This window comes from Bradyrhizobium sp. LA6.1, from assembly GCF_040547805.1.
GTDB lineage: Bacteria > Pseudomonadota > Alphaproteobacteria > Rhizobiales > Xanthobacteraceae > Bradyrhizobium > Bradyrhizobium barranii.
Genome location: NZ_JBEPQK010000004.1, coordinates 25,559 through 40,475, shown reverse-complemented (window position 1 = coordinate 40,475; position 14,917 = coordinate 25,559). Strand labels below are relative to the sequence as shown.

The window sequence follows — 14,917 nt, the reverse complement described above, 5'->3', positions numbered from 1 at the left end:
GTCTGAACATGAGGCGCATCGTTCAACGTCTGATCGCCGCCATCGTGCTGTCGATCGGCATCGTCGCCGCCGCGGTCGGCACGTCCTACGGCCAGGACAAACAAGACAAGGTGGTTCGCATCGGTTACCAGAAATACGGCAAGCTGGTGCTGCTCAAGAGCAAGGGCACGCTGGAGCCGAAGCTCGCCGCCGACGGCTACAAGGTGGTGTGGACCGAATTCCCGTCCGGCCCGCCGCTGCTCGAAGCGCTCAATGTCGGCGCGATTGATTTCGGCAACACCGGTGAGGCCCCGCCGATCTTCGCGCAGGCCGCGGGCGCGCCGATCCAGTATGTCGCCTACGAGCCGCCGGCGCCGAAGGGCGAGGCGATCCTGGTGCCGAAGGACAGCCCGCTGAAATCGGTCGCCGATCTCAAGGGCAAGAAGGTCGCGCTCAACAAGGGCTCCAACGTCCACTATCTCCTGGTCAAGGCGCTGGAGAAGGCGGGCGTCAAATATTCCGAGATCGAGCCGGTGTTCCTGGCGCCGGCCGATGCGCGCGCCGCCTTCGAGCGCGGCGCGGTCGATGCCTGGGTGATCTGGGATCCGTTCCAGGCCGCCGCGGAAGCCGCCACCGGCGCGCGCACGCTCGCCGACGGCACCGGCATCGTCGCCAACTACCAGTTCTATTTCGCCTCGAAGAAATTCTTCGACACCAACCCGAAGATCGTCGACGCCGTGCTTGCTGAGCTGAGTTCGGTCGACGATTGGGCCGAGGGCGACATCCACGCGGTTGCCGAGCAGCTCGCGCCGGCGATCGGCCTGTCTGTCCCGGTGGTCGAGGTGGCGCTGAAGCGGCAGGCCTACGGCATCAGGCCGATCACCGATGCCGTCATCGCCGATCAGCAGCAGGTTGCGGATGCGTTCTTCGCGCTCAACCTGATCCCCAAATCCATCAAGATTTCCGACGTGGCCCGGAAACCAGGATCGTGAGCAAGCACATGAGTAAGCAGTCCAACACCAACATCCTCTGGTTCCTGCCGACCCACGGCGACGGCCGCTATCTCGGCACCGGCATCGGCGGCCGTGAGGTCAACTTCAACTATCTGCGCCAGATCGCGCAGGCCGCCGACCAGCTCGGTTATTACGGCGTGCTGTTGCCGACCGGGCGATCTTGCGAGGATTCCTGGATCGTGGCCTCCTCGGTTGCGCCGTTCACCGAGCGGCTGCGCTACCTCGTGGCTGTCCGCCCCGGCCTGCAATCGCCGAGCGTGGCGGCGCGCATGACCGCGACGCTCGACCGCGTCACCAATGGCCGGCTCCTTGTCAATGTCGTGACCGGCGGCGATCCCGTCGAGAACAAGGGCGACGGCATTTTCCTCGGCCATGACGAGCGCTACGAGGTCACCCGCGAGTTCCTCAGTGTCTATAGCGACCTGCTCGCCGGCAGGACCGTCAATGTCGAGGGCAAGCACATCCATGTCGAGGGTGGCAAGCTGCTGTTTCCGCCGGTGCAGTCGCCGCGGCCGCCGCTCTATTTCGGCGGTTCGTCCGATGCCGGCATCGACGTCGCCGTCGACGCCGTCGACAAATATCTCACCTGGGGTGAGCCGCCGGCTCTGGTTGCCGAGAAGATCGCGAAGGTGAGGGAGGTCGCAGCTGCGCGCGGCCGCAAGCTCTCCTTCGGCATTCGTCTTCACGTGATCGTTCGCGAGACCAACGAAGAGGCCTGGCGCGCCGCGAACGAGCTGATCAGGCATGTCAGCGACGACACCATCGCGCTGGCGCAGAAGAACTTTGCCCGCATGGACTCCGTCGGCCAGCAGCGCATGGCGCAGCTCCATGGCGGCAAGCGCGACAAGCTCGAGATCGCCCCGAACCTGTGGGCCGGTGTCGGTCTCGTGCGCGGTGGCGCCGGCACGGCGCTGGTCGGCGACGCCCAGACGGTGGCGGCCCGCATCAGGGAGTATCAGGACATCGGCATCGATACCTTCATCATGTCGGGCTACCCGCATCTGGAGGAGGCGTATCGCTTTGCCGAGCTAGTATTCCCGCTGCTCTCGCTGGAGCAGCCGAGCAACGTGACCAAACTGCACTTCAATGGCGGTCCTTTTGGCGAAACGGTCGGCAGCGATTACCGTCCGCAGCAGCGAGTGTCCGAGTCATGAGCCTGATTGACAGCGTTTCACTTCCGCGCAGCTTCCGCCTGCCGCGGGTTGACGGCCTGATCCAGTGGATCGTGCCGCTCGCCATCATCGCGGTCTGGCAGGTCGCGAGCGTCACCGGCTTCGTGCCGGTGCGCGTGCTGCCGGCGCCGAGCGACGTCGTGCTCGCGGGCTGGAAGCTGCTGCTCTCCGGCGAGCTCGTCCGCAACATCTGGGTGTCGTTCTGGCGTGCCTCGATCGGCTTCCTGATCGGTGGCGGCATCGGTTTCGCGTTCGGTCTCGCCAACGGCCTGTCGCAGCTCTCGGCCAAGCTCACCGACACCACGTTGCAGATGGTGCGCAACGTGCCGCATCTGGCGCTGATCCCGCTGGTCATTCTGTGGTTCGGCATCGACGAGAGCGCAAAGCTGTTCCTGGTAGCACTCGGGGTGTTCTTCCCGATCTACCTCAACACGCTGCACGGCATCCGCACCGTCGATCCGCAGCTGATCGAGATGGGCCGCATCTACGGCATGACCGACAGCGAGCTGTTCCGCCGGGTGATCTTCCCGGGCGCGCTGCCTTCGATCTTCGTCGGCATCCGCTTTGCGCTCGGCATCATGTGGCTCACCCTGATCGTCGCCGAGACCATCGCGGCCTCCTCGGGCCTCGGTTACATGGCGATGCAGGCGCGCGAGTTCATGCTGATCGACGTCGTCGTGCTCTCGATCCTGATTTACGCTCTGCTCGGCAAGCTCGCCGACAGCGCCTCCCGTGTGCTGGAGCGCCTGACGCTCTCCTGGCACCCCGCCTTCCAGAAACGCTGAGAGTGACATGCAGACAGCTCTTCGTACGGCCCTTCCCGAAACCGAGCTCGCCAGCCGCGCCAATTTCGTGCCGCAGGCACGCGTCGTGCGCGAGGAGCGCCCGGCGCAGACGACAGGCCTGCCGCTCAGCATCCGTGGCTTGCGCAAATCCTACGGCGACAACGAGGTGCTGCGCGGCATCGACCTGCACATTCCCGCCGGCCAGTTCGTCGCCATCGTCGGCAAGAGCGGTTGCGGCAAGAGCACGCTCTTGCGGCTGATCGCCGGCCTGGAAAAGTTCGAGGCCGGCAGCATCAGCTTCGGCCAGGATGTCCAGCCCGAGGACATCCGCGTGATGTTCCAGGAGCCGCGGCTGCTGCCCTGGGCGAGGGTGCTCTCCAATGTCGAGGTCGGTCTCGGCCGTAATCGCTCATCCAGTGATGCGCATGCGCGCGCCGAGAAGGCGCTGACCGAGGTTGGGCTGACCGACAAGCGTGATCAGTGGCCGTCGGTGCTGTCGGGCGGCCAGAAGCAGCGCGTTGCGCTCGCCCGTGCGCTGGTCTCCCATCCGCGTGTGCTCGCCTTCGACGAGCCGCTCGGCGCGCTGGACGCGCTGACCCGCATCTCGATGCAGCGGCTGCTGGAGCGGGTCTGGCGCGACCAGGGCTTTACCGCGATCCTGGTGACCCACGACGTCGCCGAGGCGGTCGCGCTGGCCGACCGGGTGCTGGTGATCGACGAGGGCCGGATTGCCCATGATGTTACGGTTAACACCGCCCGGCCGCGCGAACGCGGTTCCGCCGAGCTCGCAAGCCTCGAAGGCTCGATCCTGAGCCATCTTTTGTCGGCGGACGATCGTACCTAAATACAGGGGAACCCCGCTTCGGGGACCATGCCATGAATGTAGTGCCTCGCGATCTCATGACTGAAACTGCCGTCTCGTCCGCCGATTTCCGCGGCGCCATGCGCCACCTCACCGGCGGCGTCAGCGTCATCACCGCCGGGCGGGGCAAGGACATTACCGGCATGACGGTGACCTCGGTGACCTCGCTGGCGGTCGAACCGCCGACGCTGCTGGTCAGCATCAACCGCGATGCCTCGTCCTTCCCGCTGATCCGCCGCTACGGCGCCTTCGGCGTCAACATCCTCGCGGCTGACCAGCTGGACGTCGCCGAGCGTTTTGCCGGCAAGGGCGGGCTGAAGGGGGCCGATCGCTTTGCGGGCAGCCAGTGGGTCACCGCGGTCTCGGGCGTTCCGCTGCTGGTCGGTGCATTGTCTGCGGTCGATTGCGAGGTCGAGGAGATCGTCGAGCGCCATTCGCACGGCATCGTCATCGGGCGCGTCAGGAGCGTCAGGAATTCGACCCGCAATGCTGCACTGGCCTATTGGCACGGCCAGTATGTGGCGGTCGACCAGGACGAAGACGCGGCGAGGCTCGCCGAGGTCAGCGTTCCCGCCCGCGGCCTGCGCGGCGTTTGATCGCTGCGCTAGGGTGGGCCGCAGGCTGGCCTTTTCCCCGTCATCGCTCTAGAAGCGCCCTGAGCCGCCCCGTCCGGGACGGCCATGGAGCGGAACGATGAAGCGCGTCGCCACCTGGGCCTTCTACGCCATCGGCGCGCTCGCCATCGGCTACCTCGCGCTCTATGCCTATGCGATGTTTGGCGGCCAGCCGATCGTGCCGGGCGACCCCATCCACATCTTCCGCAAGCCGGACGCGCCGAGTTATTCGTGAGATTTCGTAGGGTGGTTTAGCCGAAGTCTCGTAGGGTGGGCAAAGCGAAGCGTGCCCACCGCTGCTATCGAACGAGACGAATGGTGGGCACGGCGCAAATGCGCCTTTACCCACCCTACGACACCTTCGCTCACCCCCGCAAAATCGCCAGCGCCAGCGCCTGGGCGCGCGGCACGATGCTGTCGAGTTCGAGATATTCCTCCGGCGTGTGCGCGAGCCCGCCGACCGGCCCGAGGCCGCAGATGGTCGGTGTGCCGACTGCGGCGGTGAAGCCGGAATCGGCGCAGCCGCCTGAAAACTCGCCCTGGAGCGTGGTGAGGCCGACCTGCTTTGCGGCGGCTTGATAGCCTTCGAACAGTGCCTTCGACTCCGTGCTCTGCACCACCGGCACGAACTCGCCCTTCACCGTCAGCGTCGCGCTGGTACCCGGGACGTAGGACGTCGCGATGATCTTCTCGATCGCCGCCATGATCCTCGCACGATCCGCCGGATCGACGTAACGCAGGTCGATCTGTCCCTCGGCTGAGGGCGCCGTGGTGTTCACCGACTGCCCGCCCGAGACGAGACCGACATTCAGCGTGATGCCCTTGTCGAGATCGGTCAGCGCGTGGATCTGGACGATCTTGTGCGCGAGCTCGCCGATCGCACTGACGCCTGCGGCGAAATTGGCACCGGAATGCGCGGCTTTGCCCGTAATGGCAAAGTGCATGAAGATGCCGCCCTTGCGGCCGGTGACGATGTTGCCGGTCGGCCGTCCCGGCTCGGAATTGAACACGGCGCGTGCGGCGCGTCCCTCGCGCTCGATCACCGGGCGCGAGGAGGGCGAGCCGATCTCCTCGTCCGAGGTGATCAGCACCTTGATCGGATGCGGGCTGCCGCCGAATTTGTGGAAGGCGGTCGCCACAAAGATGTTCATCACGACGCCGGACTTCATGTCGGCAACGCCGGGACCATAGGCGCGCTTGCCCTCAATCGTGAATGGACGCCGTCCGGCCTCGCCCTTGCCGAACACGGTGTCGCGATGGCCCATCAACAGCACCGGCTTCTCGTTGCTGCCGGGTTTGGCGATCTCGGCATGGATCGCATCGCCGAAGGTGGCGTTGCTCTCGCGCCGGAACGGAATGCCATGCTCGGCAAAATGCCGCTCGAACCGCGCACCGACCGCATCGACGCCTTCCTTGTCGTAGGATCCGGAATCGATGTTCACGACATCGCGCAGCAGATCGATCATCGCCTGCCGCTGCGACGCCAGCCAGTCCGTGATTTGAGCTTCCGACATGTGTATCCTCGCGTGGTTCTCACGCGGGGTTATAGTGCGTTGCACGGCCGCGACCTAGTCGCCGGATGCGGTGCGGCCATGTGTTCGGTCCCGTAGCCCGGATGGAGCGAAGCGAAATCCGGGAATCCAGATCGCCGAGCTAACCCCGGATTGCGCTTCACTCCATCCGGGCTACGAGATCTCCTACCGTCATCCTGAGGTGCCCGCGAAGCGGGCCTCGAAGGACGACGGCCCGGCTGTGGCCGTGCATCCTTCGAGGCTCCCCATGGGACGCGTTGCGTCCCATGCCTCGCACCTCAGGATGACGGAGTTAGCGTACGTCGCAAATGAAAATGCCTGGAGCTGGCCCGGGCATTTGCAGTCTCAACCAGCGTGGAGACCTACGCCCCCACCATCGGCATCCGCGGATATTCGCCCGGCGTTCCCGCCGGCGTGATCGGAATTCCGCCGTCGGAATATTCGTTGAGCTTGTTGCGCAGCGTGCGGATCGAGATGCCCAGGATATTCGCGGCATGGGTCCGGTTGCCGAGGCAGTGCTTCAGCGTCTCCAGGATCAGGTCGCGCTCGACGTCGGCGACGGTGCGCCCCACCAGCGCCCGCGTCACCTGCTCGGCGGCCATGGTCGCATGCGCCACGGCCGGGGCGGTCTTGGCGAGGTCGAGGCGGTCGCCGTCCGGGGTGAGGATCGCGTCGGGGCCGATCTCGTCGCCCTGCGCCATCAGCACCGAGCGGTGCATGGTGTTCTCGAGCTCGCGGACGTTGCCCTGCCAGCGGTTGCTGGAGAGCACGCGACGCGCGTCCGCGGAGATCGGGCGCACCGGTACGCCGTTGGCTTCGGCATATTTCTTCACGAAGTGCTGGGCGAGCTCGAGGATGTCGAGGGGACGCTCGCGCAGCGGCGGGATCTTCAGGTTCACGACGTTGAGGCGGAACAGCAGGTCCTCGCGGAACGTGCCCTCGCGCACGGCTTCCGCCAGGTTGCGGTTCGAGGTCGCGATGATGCGGATGTCCACCGGCACCGGCTTGGTGCCGCCGACGCGGTCGATCACGCGCTCCTGGATGGCGCGCAGCAGTTTTGATTGCAGGCGGACGTCCATCTCCGAGATTTCGTCGAGCAGCAGCGTGCCGCCGGTCGCTTCCTCGAACTTGCCGATGCGGCGCGCGATCGCGCCGGTGAAGGCGCCCTTCTCGTGGCCGAACAGTTCGGATTCCAGCAGATGCTCGGGGATCGCGGCGCAGTTGATCGAGATGAAGGGACGCTTGGCGCGCGCCGAGCGGGTGTGGACGTAACGGGCCAGCACTTCCTTGCCGGTGCCGGATTCGCCGGTGACCATCACCGAGGCGTCGGAGCCCGCGATCTGCTGGGCGAGCTTGATCACCTTGGCCATCGCCTCGTCGCGATAGACCAGCTCGCGGGAATCGTTGGCGACGGCGGCCAGCACCGCGGCGATCAGTTCCGGATCCGGCGGCAGCGGGATGTATTCCTTGGCGCCGGCGTGGATCGCGGCGACCGCGGCGCGGGCGTCGTTGGTGATGCCGCAGGCGACGATCGGCGCGTGGATGTGCTCGGCCTCGAGCCGCATCACGAGGTCGCGGATGTCGAGGGCGACGTCGACCAGCAGGAGGTCGGCGCCCTTGCCGCCGCGCAGCACGCGCATCGCCTGCTCGTGATCCTCGGCGTGGGTCACGGTGGCGCCGTTCTCCATCGCGATCTTGGTGGCGGTGGTGAGCTGGCCCTTCAATGTGCCAACGATGAGAAGCCGCATGTCAGTCTCCTGTCCGTCTGGTCGCGCTGCCGCGCGTCATTCCTTGCGCTACTAGCTGCGTTCGGTCTTGATGATTTCGGTCATGGTCACGCCGAGCTTGTCCTCGACCAGGACGACTTCGCCGCGGGCGACCAGCTTGTTGTTGACGTAGATGTCGATGGCTTCGCCGACGCGGCGGTCGAGCTCGAGCACGGTGCCGGGCCCGAGCTTCAACAGTTCGCTGACGTCCATCTTGGAGCGGCCGAGCACGGCCGAGACCTGCACCGGCACGTCGAACACGGCCTCGAGGTCGGCGGCGGCGCGCGCCGCATATTCGTCCTCGTTGTAGCCGACGTCCGTACCGGTCGGCGGCATCGGGCCGTTGAGATCGGGCAGCGGGACCTGTCCGTCGGTGTCGCTCATGGCTTAGCTCCCCCTGCGGGACGCGATATAGCGTCCGACCATTTCGTCGATCTTGGCCACGATGGCGCCGCGCTCCAGCACGACGCCGCCGTCGGCCCATTCGATCCGGCAGTCGCCGGTGGCGATATCGGGCTCGGCCAGGATCACCAGCCGGCCCTCGAAGCCGCTCTGCTTGGCGAGCCGCTCCATCTTCTCGCGCGCGCTGTCGTAGAGTGCGTCGTTGATGCGCACGACGAGATGCGGCGTCGCGACAAGGTGCGAGAAGCAGTCCTTGACGAGTGCCATGATCTCGCCGAGCGGTTCGGCAGCGACCAGATCGGCGCACAGCTTGCGCGCCACCGCCACCGCCACGTCGACCGCCTCGGTCTCCATCTTGGTCTCGATGTTACCGATGCCGGCGGCGACGCCGCGGACACCGATGTTGATCTCTTCCATGGCGAGCGCGACGCGGCGGTCGCTCTCGGCCTTGGCTTCGCGCTGGCCGGCGGCAAAGCCGTCCTGATAGGCGCGCGCCTCGGCTTCCGCGATCTTCTGGGCGATCTCGGCGGCGGTCGCAGCCTTCTCGCGCGGCGACCGCTCCGGCGCTGCGAAGTCGGTGTCGAACAGAAATTTTGCCGGGGCGCCCATCAGTACACCAGCTCGTCGTCGGCGCGGTTCTTGGTCAGCATGATCTCACCCTTGGCGGCGAGGTCCTTGGCGAGGTTGACCAGCAGCGCCTGGGCCTCGTCGACGTCGCGCAGGCGGACCGGGCCCATCGCCGCCATGTCGTCCTGGAGCATCTTGGCCGCGCGCGAGGACATGTTGCCGAAGAAGAAGTTGCGGACGTCCTCGTTGGCGCTCTTGAGCGCGACGCCGAGCTTGTCCTTGTCGACATTGCGCATCAGGGTCTGGGCCGAGCCGGAATCCAGCTTCACGAGGTCGTCGAAGGTGAACATCAGCGCCTTGATGCGCTCTGCCGATTCGCGGTTGTCCTCTTCCAGCGAGGTGATGAAGCGGGTTTCGGTCTGGCGGTCGAAATTGTTGAAGATTTCCGCCATCACCTCGTGGGCGTCGCGGCGGCGGGTCTGTGACAAATTGGACATGAATTCGGTGCGCAGCGTCTTTTCCACGCTCTCGATCACCTCCTTCTGCACCGCTTCCATCTTCAGCATGCGGTTGACGACGTCGAGCGCGAGCTCCTCGGGGAAGATGCCGAGCACGCGCGCGGCGTGTTCCGGCTTCAGCTTCGACAGCACGACTGCGATGGTCTGCGGATATTCGTTCTTGAGGTAGTTGGCGAGGACCTCTTCCTGCACGTTGGAAAGCTTTTCCCACATGTTGCGGCCGGCGGGGCCGCGGATCTCGTCCATGATGCCGTTGACGCGCTCCGGCGGCAGGTACTGCTGCAGCAGCCGCTCGGTGGCGTCGAAATTGCCCATCAGCGCGCCGGAAGCCGACATGCGGGAGACGAATTCGAGCAGCATGTCCTCGACCGTATCGACCTCGACGGTGCCGAGCGTCGACATTTCCAGCGAGAGCTGGCGCACCTCGTCGTCGTCGAGCATCGACCAGATCTTACCGCCATATTGCTCGCCCAGCGCCAGCATCAGGATCGCGGCGCGCTTGGGTCCCGTCACCGCTTCGGTCTTGCCGCCCGCGCGGCTGCCCTGGCGGGCACCGAGCGTCGAGATCACGCTGGTGATGTCGTTGGAGTTGGCGTTTTGCAGGTTGCCGGCCATGTCAGTTCACTTCTCGATTATTTCGCGGGTTCGGTCAGCCATTGGCGGATGATGGCGACGGTTTCGTTGGGGTTGCGCTCGGCGAGCTCGCCGACGCGATGAACGGACTGGGCATGGACCTGGCCCTGAATGGTGGCGACGTCGATCGCGCTCGCGGCGCCGCCCGGCAGCAGCGCCTGCCCGGCAGACGCGGCCTCCTCCGAAGCGGCGGGGCCGGCGAGGGCGCCGGAGATCGCGGCGGCGACCTCCTCGGAGGCGAGGATGCGCTTGACCAGCGGCCGGATCACCAGGAACAGCACGACCAGGCCGAGCAGCATCATCACGCCGAGCTCGACGAAGTACATGACGTCGTCCTTGGTGAACTGGAGCATGCCAAGGAAGCCGGAGGGCTCGGCGATCGGGGCGGTGGAGGGGGCGTCGGCAAAGCGCAGGTTGACGACCTCGACCTGGTCGCCGCGCTTCTGGTCGAAGCCGATCGCCGAGCGCACCAGGGTGGCGATGCGGTCGAGCTGTTCCTTGGTGCGGTCCGTGTAGGCGAGCTCGCCCTTGTCGTTCTTGGAATAGATGCCGTCGACCAGCACCGCGACCGAGATGCGGTTGACCCGGCCGGCCTCGGTCACCTCGGTCTTGGTGGTGCGGGAGATCTCGTAATTGTTGGTCTCTTCGGTTTTCTTGCTCTGGTCCTTTGCCGTCGGACCGCTGTTCTGCTGGCTGCCGGGCAGCTCGTTGTTGACGGTGACCTGGCCGTTGTTGTCGGCGGTGAGGCTGCTCTCTTCCCGGGTCTGGCTCGAGCGCAGCACCCGGCCCTCGGGATCGAACTTGTCCGAGGTCTGGGTGATCTTGTTGAAGTCGAAATCGGCGGAGAGCTGGACGCGAGCGCGGCCGGAGCCGACCACGGAGGAGACGATGTCCTCGACCTGCTTGCGGATCCGCTTCTCGAAGGCGGTGCGGCGCTCGTCGCCGACCGCCTGCTCCGGATCGGTCGCGGCGCCGTCGGCGAGCAACGAGCCGGCCTCGTCAACGATCGAGACACGCTGCGGCTTCAGCCCGTTGACGGCGGAGGCGACGAGGTGACGGATGGCGCGGATCTGCTGGGCCTCGAGCGAGCCGCGGACCCGAACCACGATCGAGGCCGACGGCTCCGGCGCCTCGCGCGAGAACAACGGGCGCTCGGGCAGCACGAGGTGGACGCGGGCGGCCTGGATGCGGTCGATGGCGCGGATGGTGCGGGCGAGCTCGCCTTCGAGTGCGCGGAGATGATTGATGTTCTGGACGAAAGAGGTGGTGCCGAGCGCATCCGACTTGTCGAACACTTCGTAGCCGACGCCGCCGCCCTTGGGCAGGCCGCCCTCGGCGAGCTTCATCCGCAGGCGGGTGACCTTGTCCTTGGGCACCATGATGATGCTGCCTTCATTGCGCAGCTCGAACTGGATGCCCTGTCGCTCCAAATCCTTGATAATGCCGGAAGAATCCTCGACCGAGAGGTCGGTGAACAGCGTCGTCATCTGCGGCGTGGTCACGCGCATGATGACGAACGCGAAGAAGCCGATGAGCGCGGCGGTGACCGCGATCATCGCCCCGAACCGGGCGGCGCCGATACCCTTCAAAAAGTCCGCAAGACCTTGCAAGCAACCGCCCCGAAGCTTCGACCCGCAACCGAGCGGTCGACTGGGCAATTATTGCCTAGGTGATGGTTTCGATATGGTTAACGAAGGTTAAGAGCTGGGACAAAAGTCGCGCCAAAAGGAAACATGAAAAAAATCGGCCTCGCGGGGCGAGGCCGATTTTCGTCAAAAGCTGCAGATTTCCGGATCGCTTACTGGCGATATTGCTGGATGCGGGTGGTGCGAAGACCCGCCAGACCGTGCTGGTCGATGGAAAACTGCCAAGAGAGGAATTCGTCGACCGTCAGGGTATAACGGCTGCAGGCCTCCTCGAGGGAGAGAAGTCCGCCACGCACAGCGGCGACGACTTCGGCCTTGCGGCGGATGACCCAGCGTTTGGTGCCGGGTGCGGGCAGATCTGCGATCGTCAGCGGACTGCCGTCCGGCCCGATGACGTATTTTACCCTCGGGCGATGGGGTTCTGTCATGGCGTACTCACAAACTCTCAACCACTGAACTCACGCCGTAACCCTACGCGTGCGGGCTTAAAAATCCGCTAAGCCTAAGGCTTCAATACAATTCTCGTTGAAAATGGCTGGAACACAGCCGGCCCGGAGGGCTGGACACCATGATCCGAGCCGGCCGAGCGGGGTCTTCGTAAATACTTTACTAACGAATGGAGCCGGCGAAGCCCCAACTGTCGTCCCTGGGCGCGCGTAGCGCGAGCCCGGGACCCATAACCCCAGCGCGTAGTTTGACGACGACTCGGGGTTACGGTCTCACGCGAAAACGACGTCCTGCGGTGATGGATCCCCTGAGTTCGCGGGGATCACATCTCATGTGTGGCGAGGCGCGCGCCTTTAGTTGCTGCTGGTGGCGATGATGCTCTTCACCTGGCTCAGGGTGTAGCTGGCACCGTCGATGGTGAGCAGCGGCGGCGACTGGGTCAGGTCGACGGACGACACCACGCCCTGCACCTGCGCGGCGATGCCGACGTTGTTGTTCGCGACATCCTTACCCGTCGCCGTGATCGTGTACTTGCCGTCCGGCCATTGCGTGCCGTCATTGCCCATTCCGCTCCAGGTGAAGGGAATGTCGGTGCCGGCGGCGGCGGTATATTTGCCGGTGAACACGGTCTGGCCGGTGGAATTGGCAACCGTGATGTCGACGGTCGAGTCGGTCGGCACGTTGAGATGCCAGGTCGCCGACGAGTTCGTCATGGTCGCGGTCGAGCCGTCGACCAGCGCGGTCTTGCCGACGAAGCCCAGCGCCTGAGTCGCCTGCGTGGTCTGTTGCAGGGTGACGAGCTGGGACAGTGAATCGTTGGTCTTGAGCTGCTGCTCGACGCCGGCGAACTGCACCAGCTGCTGAGTGAACTGGTTGGTGTCGAGCGGATCGAGCGGGTTCTGGTTCTGCAGCTGCGTCGTCAGCAGCGTCAGGAAGGTCTGGAAGTTGCCGGCCAGCGTCGATCCCGTGCTCGAGCTTAGCGAGTTCGACGAGGACGACTTCGGGACGTCGGTGGTCCCGGAGACGGGCGTTGGGGCGGTGGCGGCATTCGTGGTGGTCATGTTCGAATACTCCTCACACTCTGATGTCGACGCCGCTGCTCGATCCGAGCATGCGGCCGTAGCCGCGCCCGACGGGCGCCGCAGCAACGGTGTCGTCTTCGCTGATGATCAGCCGGCGGGCATTGCCGCCATTGTCGTTGTTCTGGCCGGAATTCTGGCCCGATGAATTCTGGTCGCGCAGGCTGAAGGACAGCCCGTTGCTGCCGGTCTTGAGGCCGGCATCGTCGAGAGCACGCTGCAATTGCGGCGCGTCCTGCCGCAGCATCTGCAGCGTCTCCGGCTTCTCGACGGTGAGATGCGAGGTGACCTGGCCGTTGCGGTCGACATTGATGCGGACGTCGATGCGGCCGAGGTCGATCGGATCGAGGCTGATGTCGAAGCGCGTCTTGCCGGCACGCGCCGCCGCGGCGATCTCGACCGGCACGCCGCTGATCGGCACGGGCGTGGAATTTGCCGCGGTCGCGGTGAGCGTCGCAGTCGATGCGGTGGCGGCCGACGTCGTATTGGTCAGCGGCGCCTGGATGGTGGAGGCGGCCTGCGCGCTGGTGTCGGTCGTGGGCACCGCGGCCTGCGTGCCGGCATGCGCGTGCGTGGTTGCCGTCGCCGGCGTCGCGTCGGAGCGGTCGGAGGCGCCGGTCTTCGCGTCGGTCGGGTTCGCCTCGGCCTGCGGCTTGGCGGCTTGCGCATGCGCGGTCGTCGCCGGAGTCTGCGTGGCGTTCGCCTTGCCCGCGTCCTGGCCGATATTGGAGACGTCGCTCTCGCGTTGCGCGGTCGCGACGGCCTTGAACGAAGGCTTCGGCGTGCCCTGGTCCACTGCGGCGACCAGGCCGCCATTGGTCTTGGCATCGGTCGCGGTGCCGTCGGTCGTGCCGGTGGCGGCATCGCCCAGCGTTGTCGTCGTGTCGGCATCGACCTTGGCACCCGCGGTCTTGGCGCCCTTGTCGCTCGCCGTGGCGGTGTCGGTCTTGCCGCCTGCGATCTGCGCCGCGGTGGAAGCGCTGGCGGCGATGCCGGCGGCCGCAATCGTCAGCGGCGAGGCGGCGGCATCGCCGGCCTGGCTCGCGGCCGCGTTCGGATCGACCGGCACCACGGGCGGGGCCACCACGATCGCGTTCGGATCGGGCATAGCGACCTGCGTCGCGTCGGGCTGCACGGCGGCATCGGCGGTGGCGGCAACGGTGCCGTCGGTCTTGTCGCCCTTGGTGCCGTCGGATTTCTCCGACGATTTCGCGTCGGATGTCTCGGACTTGTCCTTGGTCGGCTTGGCCGGATCGGCCGTGGCGTCGTTCGCGGTGGGGGCCGATGTGTCGGTGTCGTCGTTCGCCTTGCTCTGCGAGGGCTGGTCGGTAGCGGCGGTATCGCGCGGGCTCTTGTCTGGGGCGGACGACGGCTCGGTCCGGCGCGGCGCGGTGTCCTGCGGCGGCGCGTTGTTGCTGATGGCCTGGGTGTTGCTGTCGACCAGCGAGCCGAAGGAGTCGTTGGTGGACGTGTCTTTGGAGCTCTGCGACCGGGCAGGCTTTTGCTGCGCGCTCTGGACTTGCACGCTGGCTGCTACGTCTGACGCCCGACCGACCACGGAAAACCTCTTGGCAACATCTTCGGCATAGGGGTTGCAAGGAGCGGGCCAGCTCCCTGCCGAGCTGTTTTACCAAGCGAAATCAATTATTTGGTTGATTTGTGTCCTCGCCGCGAGGGGCACAAAAGCCCCGCCATTTCTGCCTCCCCGGCAAGAATTGCCCTAAGCGACCGCCCGCGTGATTGCTTCACCGCAATGGCGCCTATATTAAAGAGCTGCTCTCAGCCGCTTTCGACCGGGCAGTCGTGCCCCCGGGGGAACCAAAGTTCCCGGGGAGCGTCGATGTCCCGCCGGAAGCCGAAATGTCCAAGTCATCGCGGATCGCGAACGCCGCCGTCACAACG

The 14,917-nt window shown here is 65.8% G+C and carries 15 protein-coding genes; 6 read left to right on the top strand and 9 right to left on the bottom strand.

Translation table 11 applies throughout. The annotated features are described in order from the left end of the window. The first annotated feature begins 8 nt into the window (after positions 1-8). The 6 genes from ABIB99_RS10740 to ABIB99_RS10715 all read left to right on the top strand — a co-directional run bounded on the left by ABIB99_RS10740 (position 9) and on the right by ABIB99_RS10715 (position 4,660). Positions 9-971 carry a sulfonate ABC transporter substrate-binding protein gene (locus ABIB99_RS10740; RefSeq protein ID WP_354175769.1) on the top strand — a complete coding sequence of 321 codons (963 nt, stop codon included), beginning with the start codon at positions 9-11 and terminating at the stop codon, positions 969-971. Between the two features lie 8 nt (positions 972-979). After that, positions 980-2,146 (top strand): FMNH2-dependent alkanesulfonate monooxygenase, encoded by a 1,167-nt coding sequence (ssuD, locus tag ABIB99_RS10735; RefSeq protein WP_063986101.1) that lies wholly within the window; start codon positions 980-982, stop codon positions 2,144-2,146. After that, positions 2,143-2,949 carry an aliphatic sulfonate ABC transporter permease SsuC gene (gene ssuC, locus ABIB99_RS10730; RefSeq protein WP_063981196.1) on the top strand — a complete coding sequence of 269 codons (807 nt, stop codon included), beginning with the start codon at positions 2,143-2,145 and terminating at the stop codon, positions 2,947-2,949. The genes ssuD and ssuC overlap by 4 nt, the downstream gene beginning before the upstream one ends. A 7-nt stretch (positions 2,950-2,956) precedes the next feature. Then, on the top strand, positions 2,957-3,793 hold the full coding sequence (locus ABIB99_RS10725; protein ID WP_063981197.1) for an ATP-binding cassette domain-containing protein: 837 nt from the start codon (positions 2,957-2,959) through the stop codon (positions 3,791-3,793). Between the two features lie 32 nt (positions 3,794-3,825). Beyond that, positions 3,826-4,407: a flavin reductase family protein gene (locus tag ABIB99_RS10720; RefSeq protein WP_354175765.1), complete on the top strand. Its 582-nt coding sequence runs from the start codon at positions 3,826-3,828 to the stop codon at positions 4,405-4,407. 97 nt (positions 4,408-4,504) lie between these two features. Continuing rightward, positions 4,505-4,660 (top strand): hypothetical protein, encoded by a 156-nt coding sequence (locus tag ABIB99_RS10715; RefSeq protein ID WP_354175763.1) that lies wholly within the window; start codon positions 4,505-4,507, stop codon positions 4,658-4,660. A 130-nt stretch (positions 4,661-4,790) separates the two neighbouring features. Here the strand turns inward: ABIB99_RS10715 and ABIB99_RS10710 are convergent, their stop codons facing one another. The 9 genes from ABIB99_RS10710 to ABIB99_RS10670 all read right to left on the bottom strand — a co-directional run bounded on the left by ABIB99_RS10710 (position 4,791) and on the right by ABIB99_RS10670 (position 14,573). Beyond that, positions 4,791-5,939 (bottom strand): M20 family metallopeptidase, encoded by a 1,149-nt coding sequence (locus ABIB99_RS10710; protein ID WP_354175762.1) that lies wholly within the window; start codon positions 5,937-5,939, stop codon positions 4,791-4,793. A 380-nt stretch (positions 5,940-6,319) separates the two neighbouring features. After that, the gene (gene flbD / locus ABIB99_RS10705) at positions 6,320-7,705 is read right to left on the bottom strand and encodes a sigma-54-dependent transcriptional regulator FlbD (protein ID WP_166344298.1); all 1,386 of its coding nucleotides are present in this window, start codon (positions 7,703-7,705) and stop codon (positions 6,320-6,322) included. A 51-nt stretch (positions 7,706-7,756) separates the two neighbouring features. After that, positions 7,757-8,107, bottom strand: a complete 351-nt coding sequence (fliN, locus tag ABIB99_RS10700) for a flagellar motor switch protein FliN (RefSeq protein WP_018318401.1) — start codon at positions 8,105-8,107, stop codon at positions 7,757-7,759. Positions 8,108-8,110: 3 nt separating this feature from the next. After that, entirely contained in the window at positions 8,111-8,734 is a 624-nt protein-coding gene (locus ABIB99_RS10695; RefSeq protein WP_063981200.1) for a FliH/SctL family protein, read from the bottom strand. Then, positions 8,734-9,825 carry a flagellar motor switch protein FliG gene (gene fliG / locus ABIB99_RS10690; RefSeq protein ID WP_028153248.1) on the bottom strand — a complete coding sequence of 364 codons (1,092 nt, stop codon included), beginning with the start codon at positions 9,823-9,825 and terminating at the stop codon, positions 8,734-8,736. The genes ABIB99_RS10695 and fliG overlap by 1 nt, the downstream gene beginning before the upstream one ends. A gap of 17 nt (positions 9,826-9,842) precedes the next feature. Further along, positions 9,843-11,453, bottom strand: a complete 1,611-nt coding sequence (gene fliF / locus ABIB99_RS10685) for a flagellar basal-body MS-ring/collar protein FliF (protein ID WP_354175761.1) — start codon at positions 11,451-11,453, stop codon at positions 9,843-9,845. 188 nt (positions 11,454-11,641) lie between these two features. After that, positions 11,642-11,917: a CtrA inhibitor SciP gene (gene sciP, locus ABIB99_RS10680; RefSeq protein ID WP_002714638.1), complete on the bottom strand. Its 276-nt coding sequence runs from the start codon at positions 11,915-11,917 to the stop codon at positions 11,642-11,644. Positions 11,918-12,289: 372 nt separating this feature from the next. Beyond that, positions 12,290-12,997 carry a flagellar hook assembly protein FlgD gene (locus ABIB99_RS10675; protein ID WP_208072931.1) on the bottom strand — a complete coding sequence of 236 codons (708 nt, stop codon included), beginning with the start codon at positions 12,995-12,997 and terminating at the stop codon, positions 12,290-12,292. 13 nt (positions 12,998-13,010) lie between these two features. Continuing rightward, positions 13,011-14,573: a flagellar hook-length control protein FliK gene (locus ABIB99_RS10670; protein ID WP_354175760.1), complete on the bottom strand. Its 1,563-nt coding sequence runs from the start codon at positions 14,571-14,573 to the stop codon at positions 13,011-13,013. Between the last annotated feature and the right edge of the window lie 344 nt (positions 14,574-14,917).

What these genes read in the sequence shown, in the direction of transcription:
- ABIB99_RS10740 (WP_354175769.1), top strand. Translation starts at nt 9, where the DNA reads ATGAGGCGCATCGTTCAACGTCTGATCGCCGCCATCGTGCTGTCGATC.
- ssuD (WP_063986101.1), top strand. Translation starts at nt 980, where the DNA reads ATGAGTAAGCAGTCCAACACCAACATCCTCTGGTTCCTGCCGACCCAC.
- ssuC (WP_063981196.1), top strand. Translation starts at nt 2,143, where the DNA reads ATGAGCCTGATTGACAGCGTTTCACTTCCGCGCAGCTTCCGCCTGCCG.
- ABIB99_RS10725 (WP_063981197.1), top strand. Translation starts at nt 2,957, where the DNA reads ATGCAGACAGCTCTTCGTACGGCCCTTCCCGAAACCGAGCTCGCCAGC.
- ABIB99_RS10720 (WP_354175765.1), top strand. Translation starts at nt 3,826, where the DNA reads ATGAATGTAGTGCCTCGCGATCTCATGACTGAAACTGCCGTCTCGTCC.
- ABIB99_RS10715 (WP_354175763.1), top strand. Translation starts at nt 4,505, where the DNA reads ATGAAGCGCGTCGCCACCTGGGCCTTCTACGCCATCGGCGCGCTCGCC.
- ABIB99_RS10710 (WP_354175762.1), bottom strand. Translation starts at nt 5,939, where the DNA reads ATGTCGGAAGCTCAAATCACGGACTGGCTGGCGTCGCAGCGGCAGGCG.
- flbD (WP_166344298.1), bottom strand. Translation starts at nt 7,705, where the DNA reads ATGCGGCTTCTCATCGTTGGCACATTGAAGGGCCAGCTCACCACCGCC.
- fliN (WP_018318401.1), bottom strand. Translation starts at nt 8,107, where the DNA reads ATGAGCGACACCGACGGACAGGTCCCGCTGCCCGATCTCAACGGCCCG.
- ABIB99_RS10695 (WP_063981200.1), bottom strand. Translation starts at nt 8,734, where the DNA reads ATGGGCGCCCCGGCAAAATTTCTGTTCGACACCGACTTCGCAGCGCCG.
- fliG (WP_028153248.1), bottom strand. Translation starts at nt 9,825, where the DNA reads ATGGCCGGCAACCTGCAAAACGCCAACTCCAACGACATCACCAGCGTG.
- sciP (WP_002714638.1), bottom strand. Translation starts at nt 11,917, where the DNA reads ATGACAGAACCCCATCGCCCGAGGGTAAAATACGTCATCGGGCCGGAC.
- ABIB99_RS10675 (WP_208072931.1), bottom strand. Translation starts at nt 12,997, where the DNA reads ATGACCACCACGAATGCCGCCACCGCCCCAACGCCCGTCTCCGGGACC.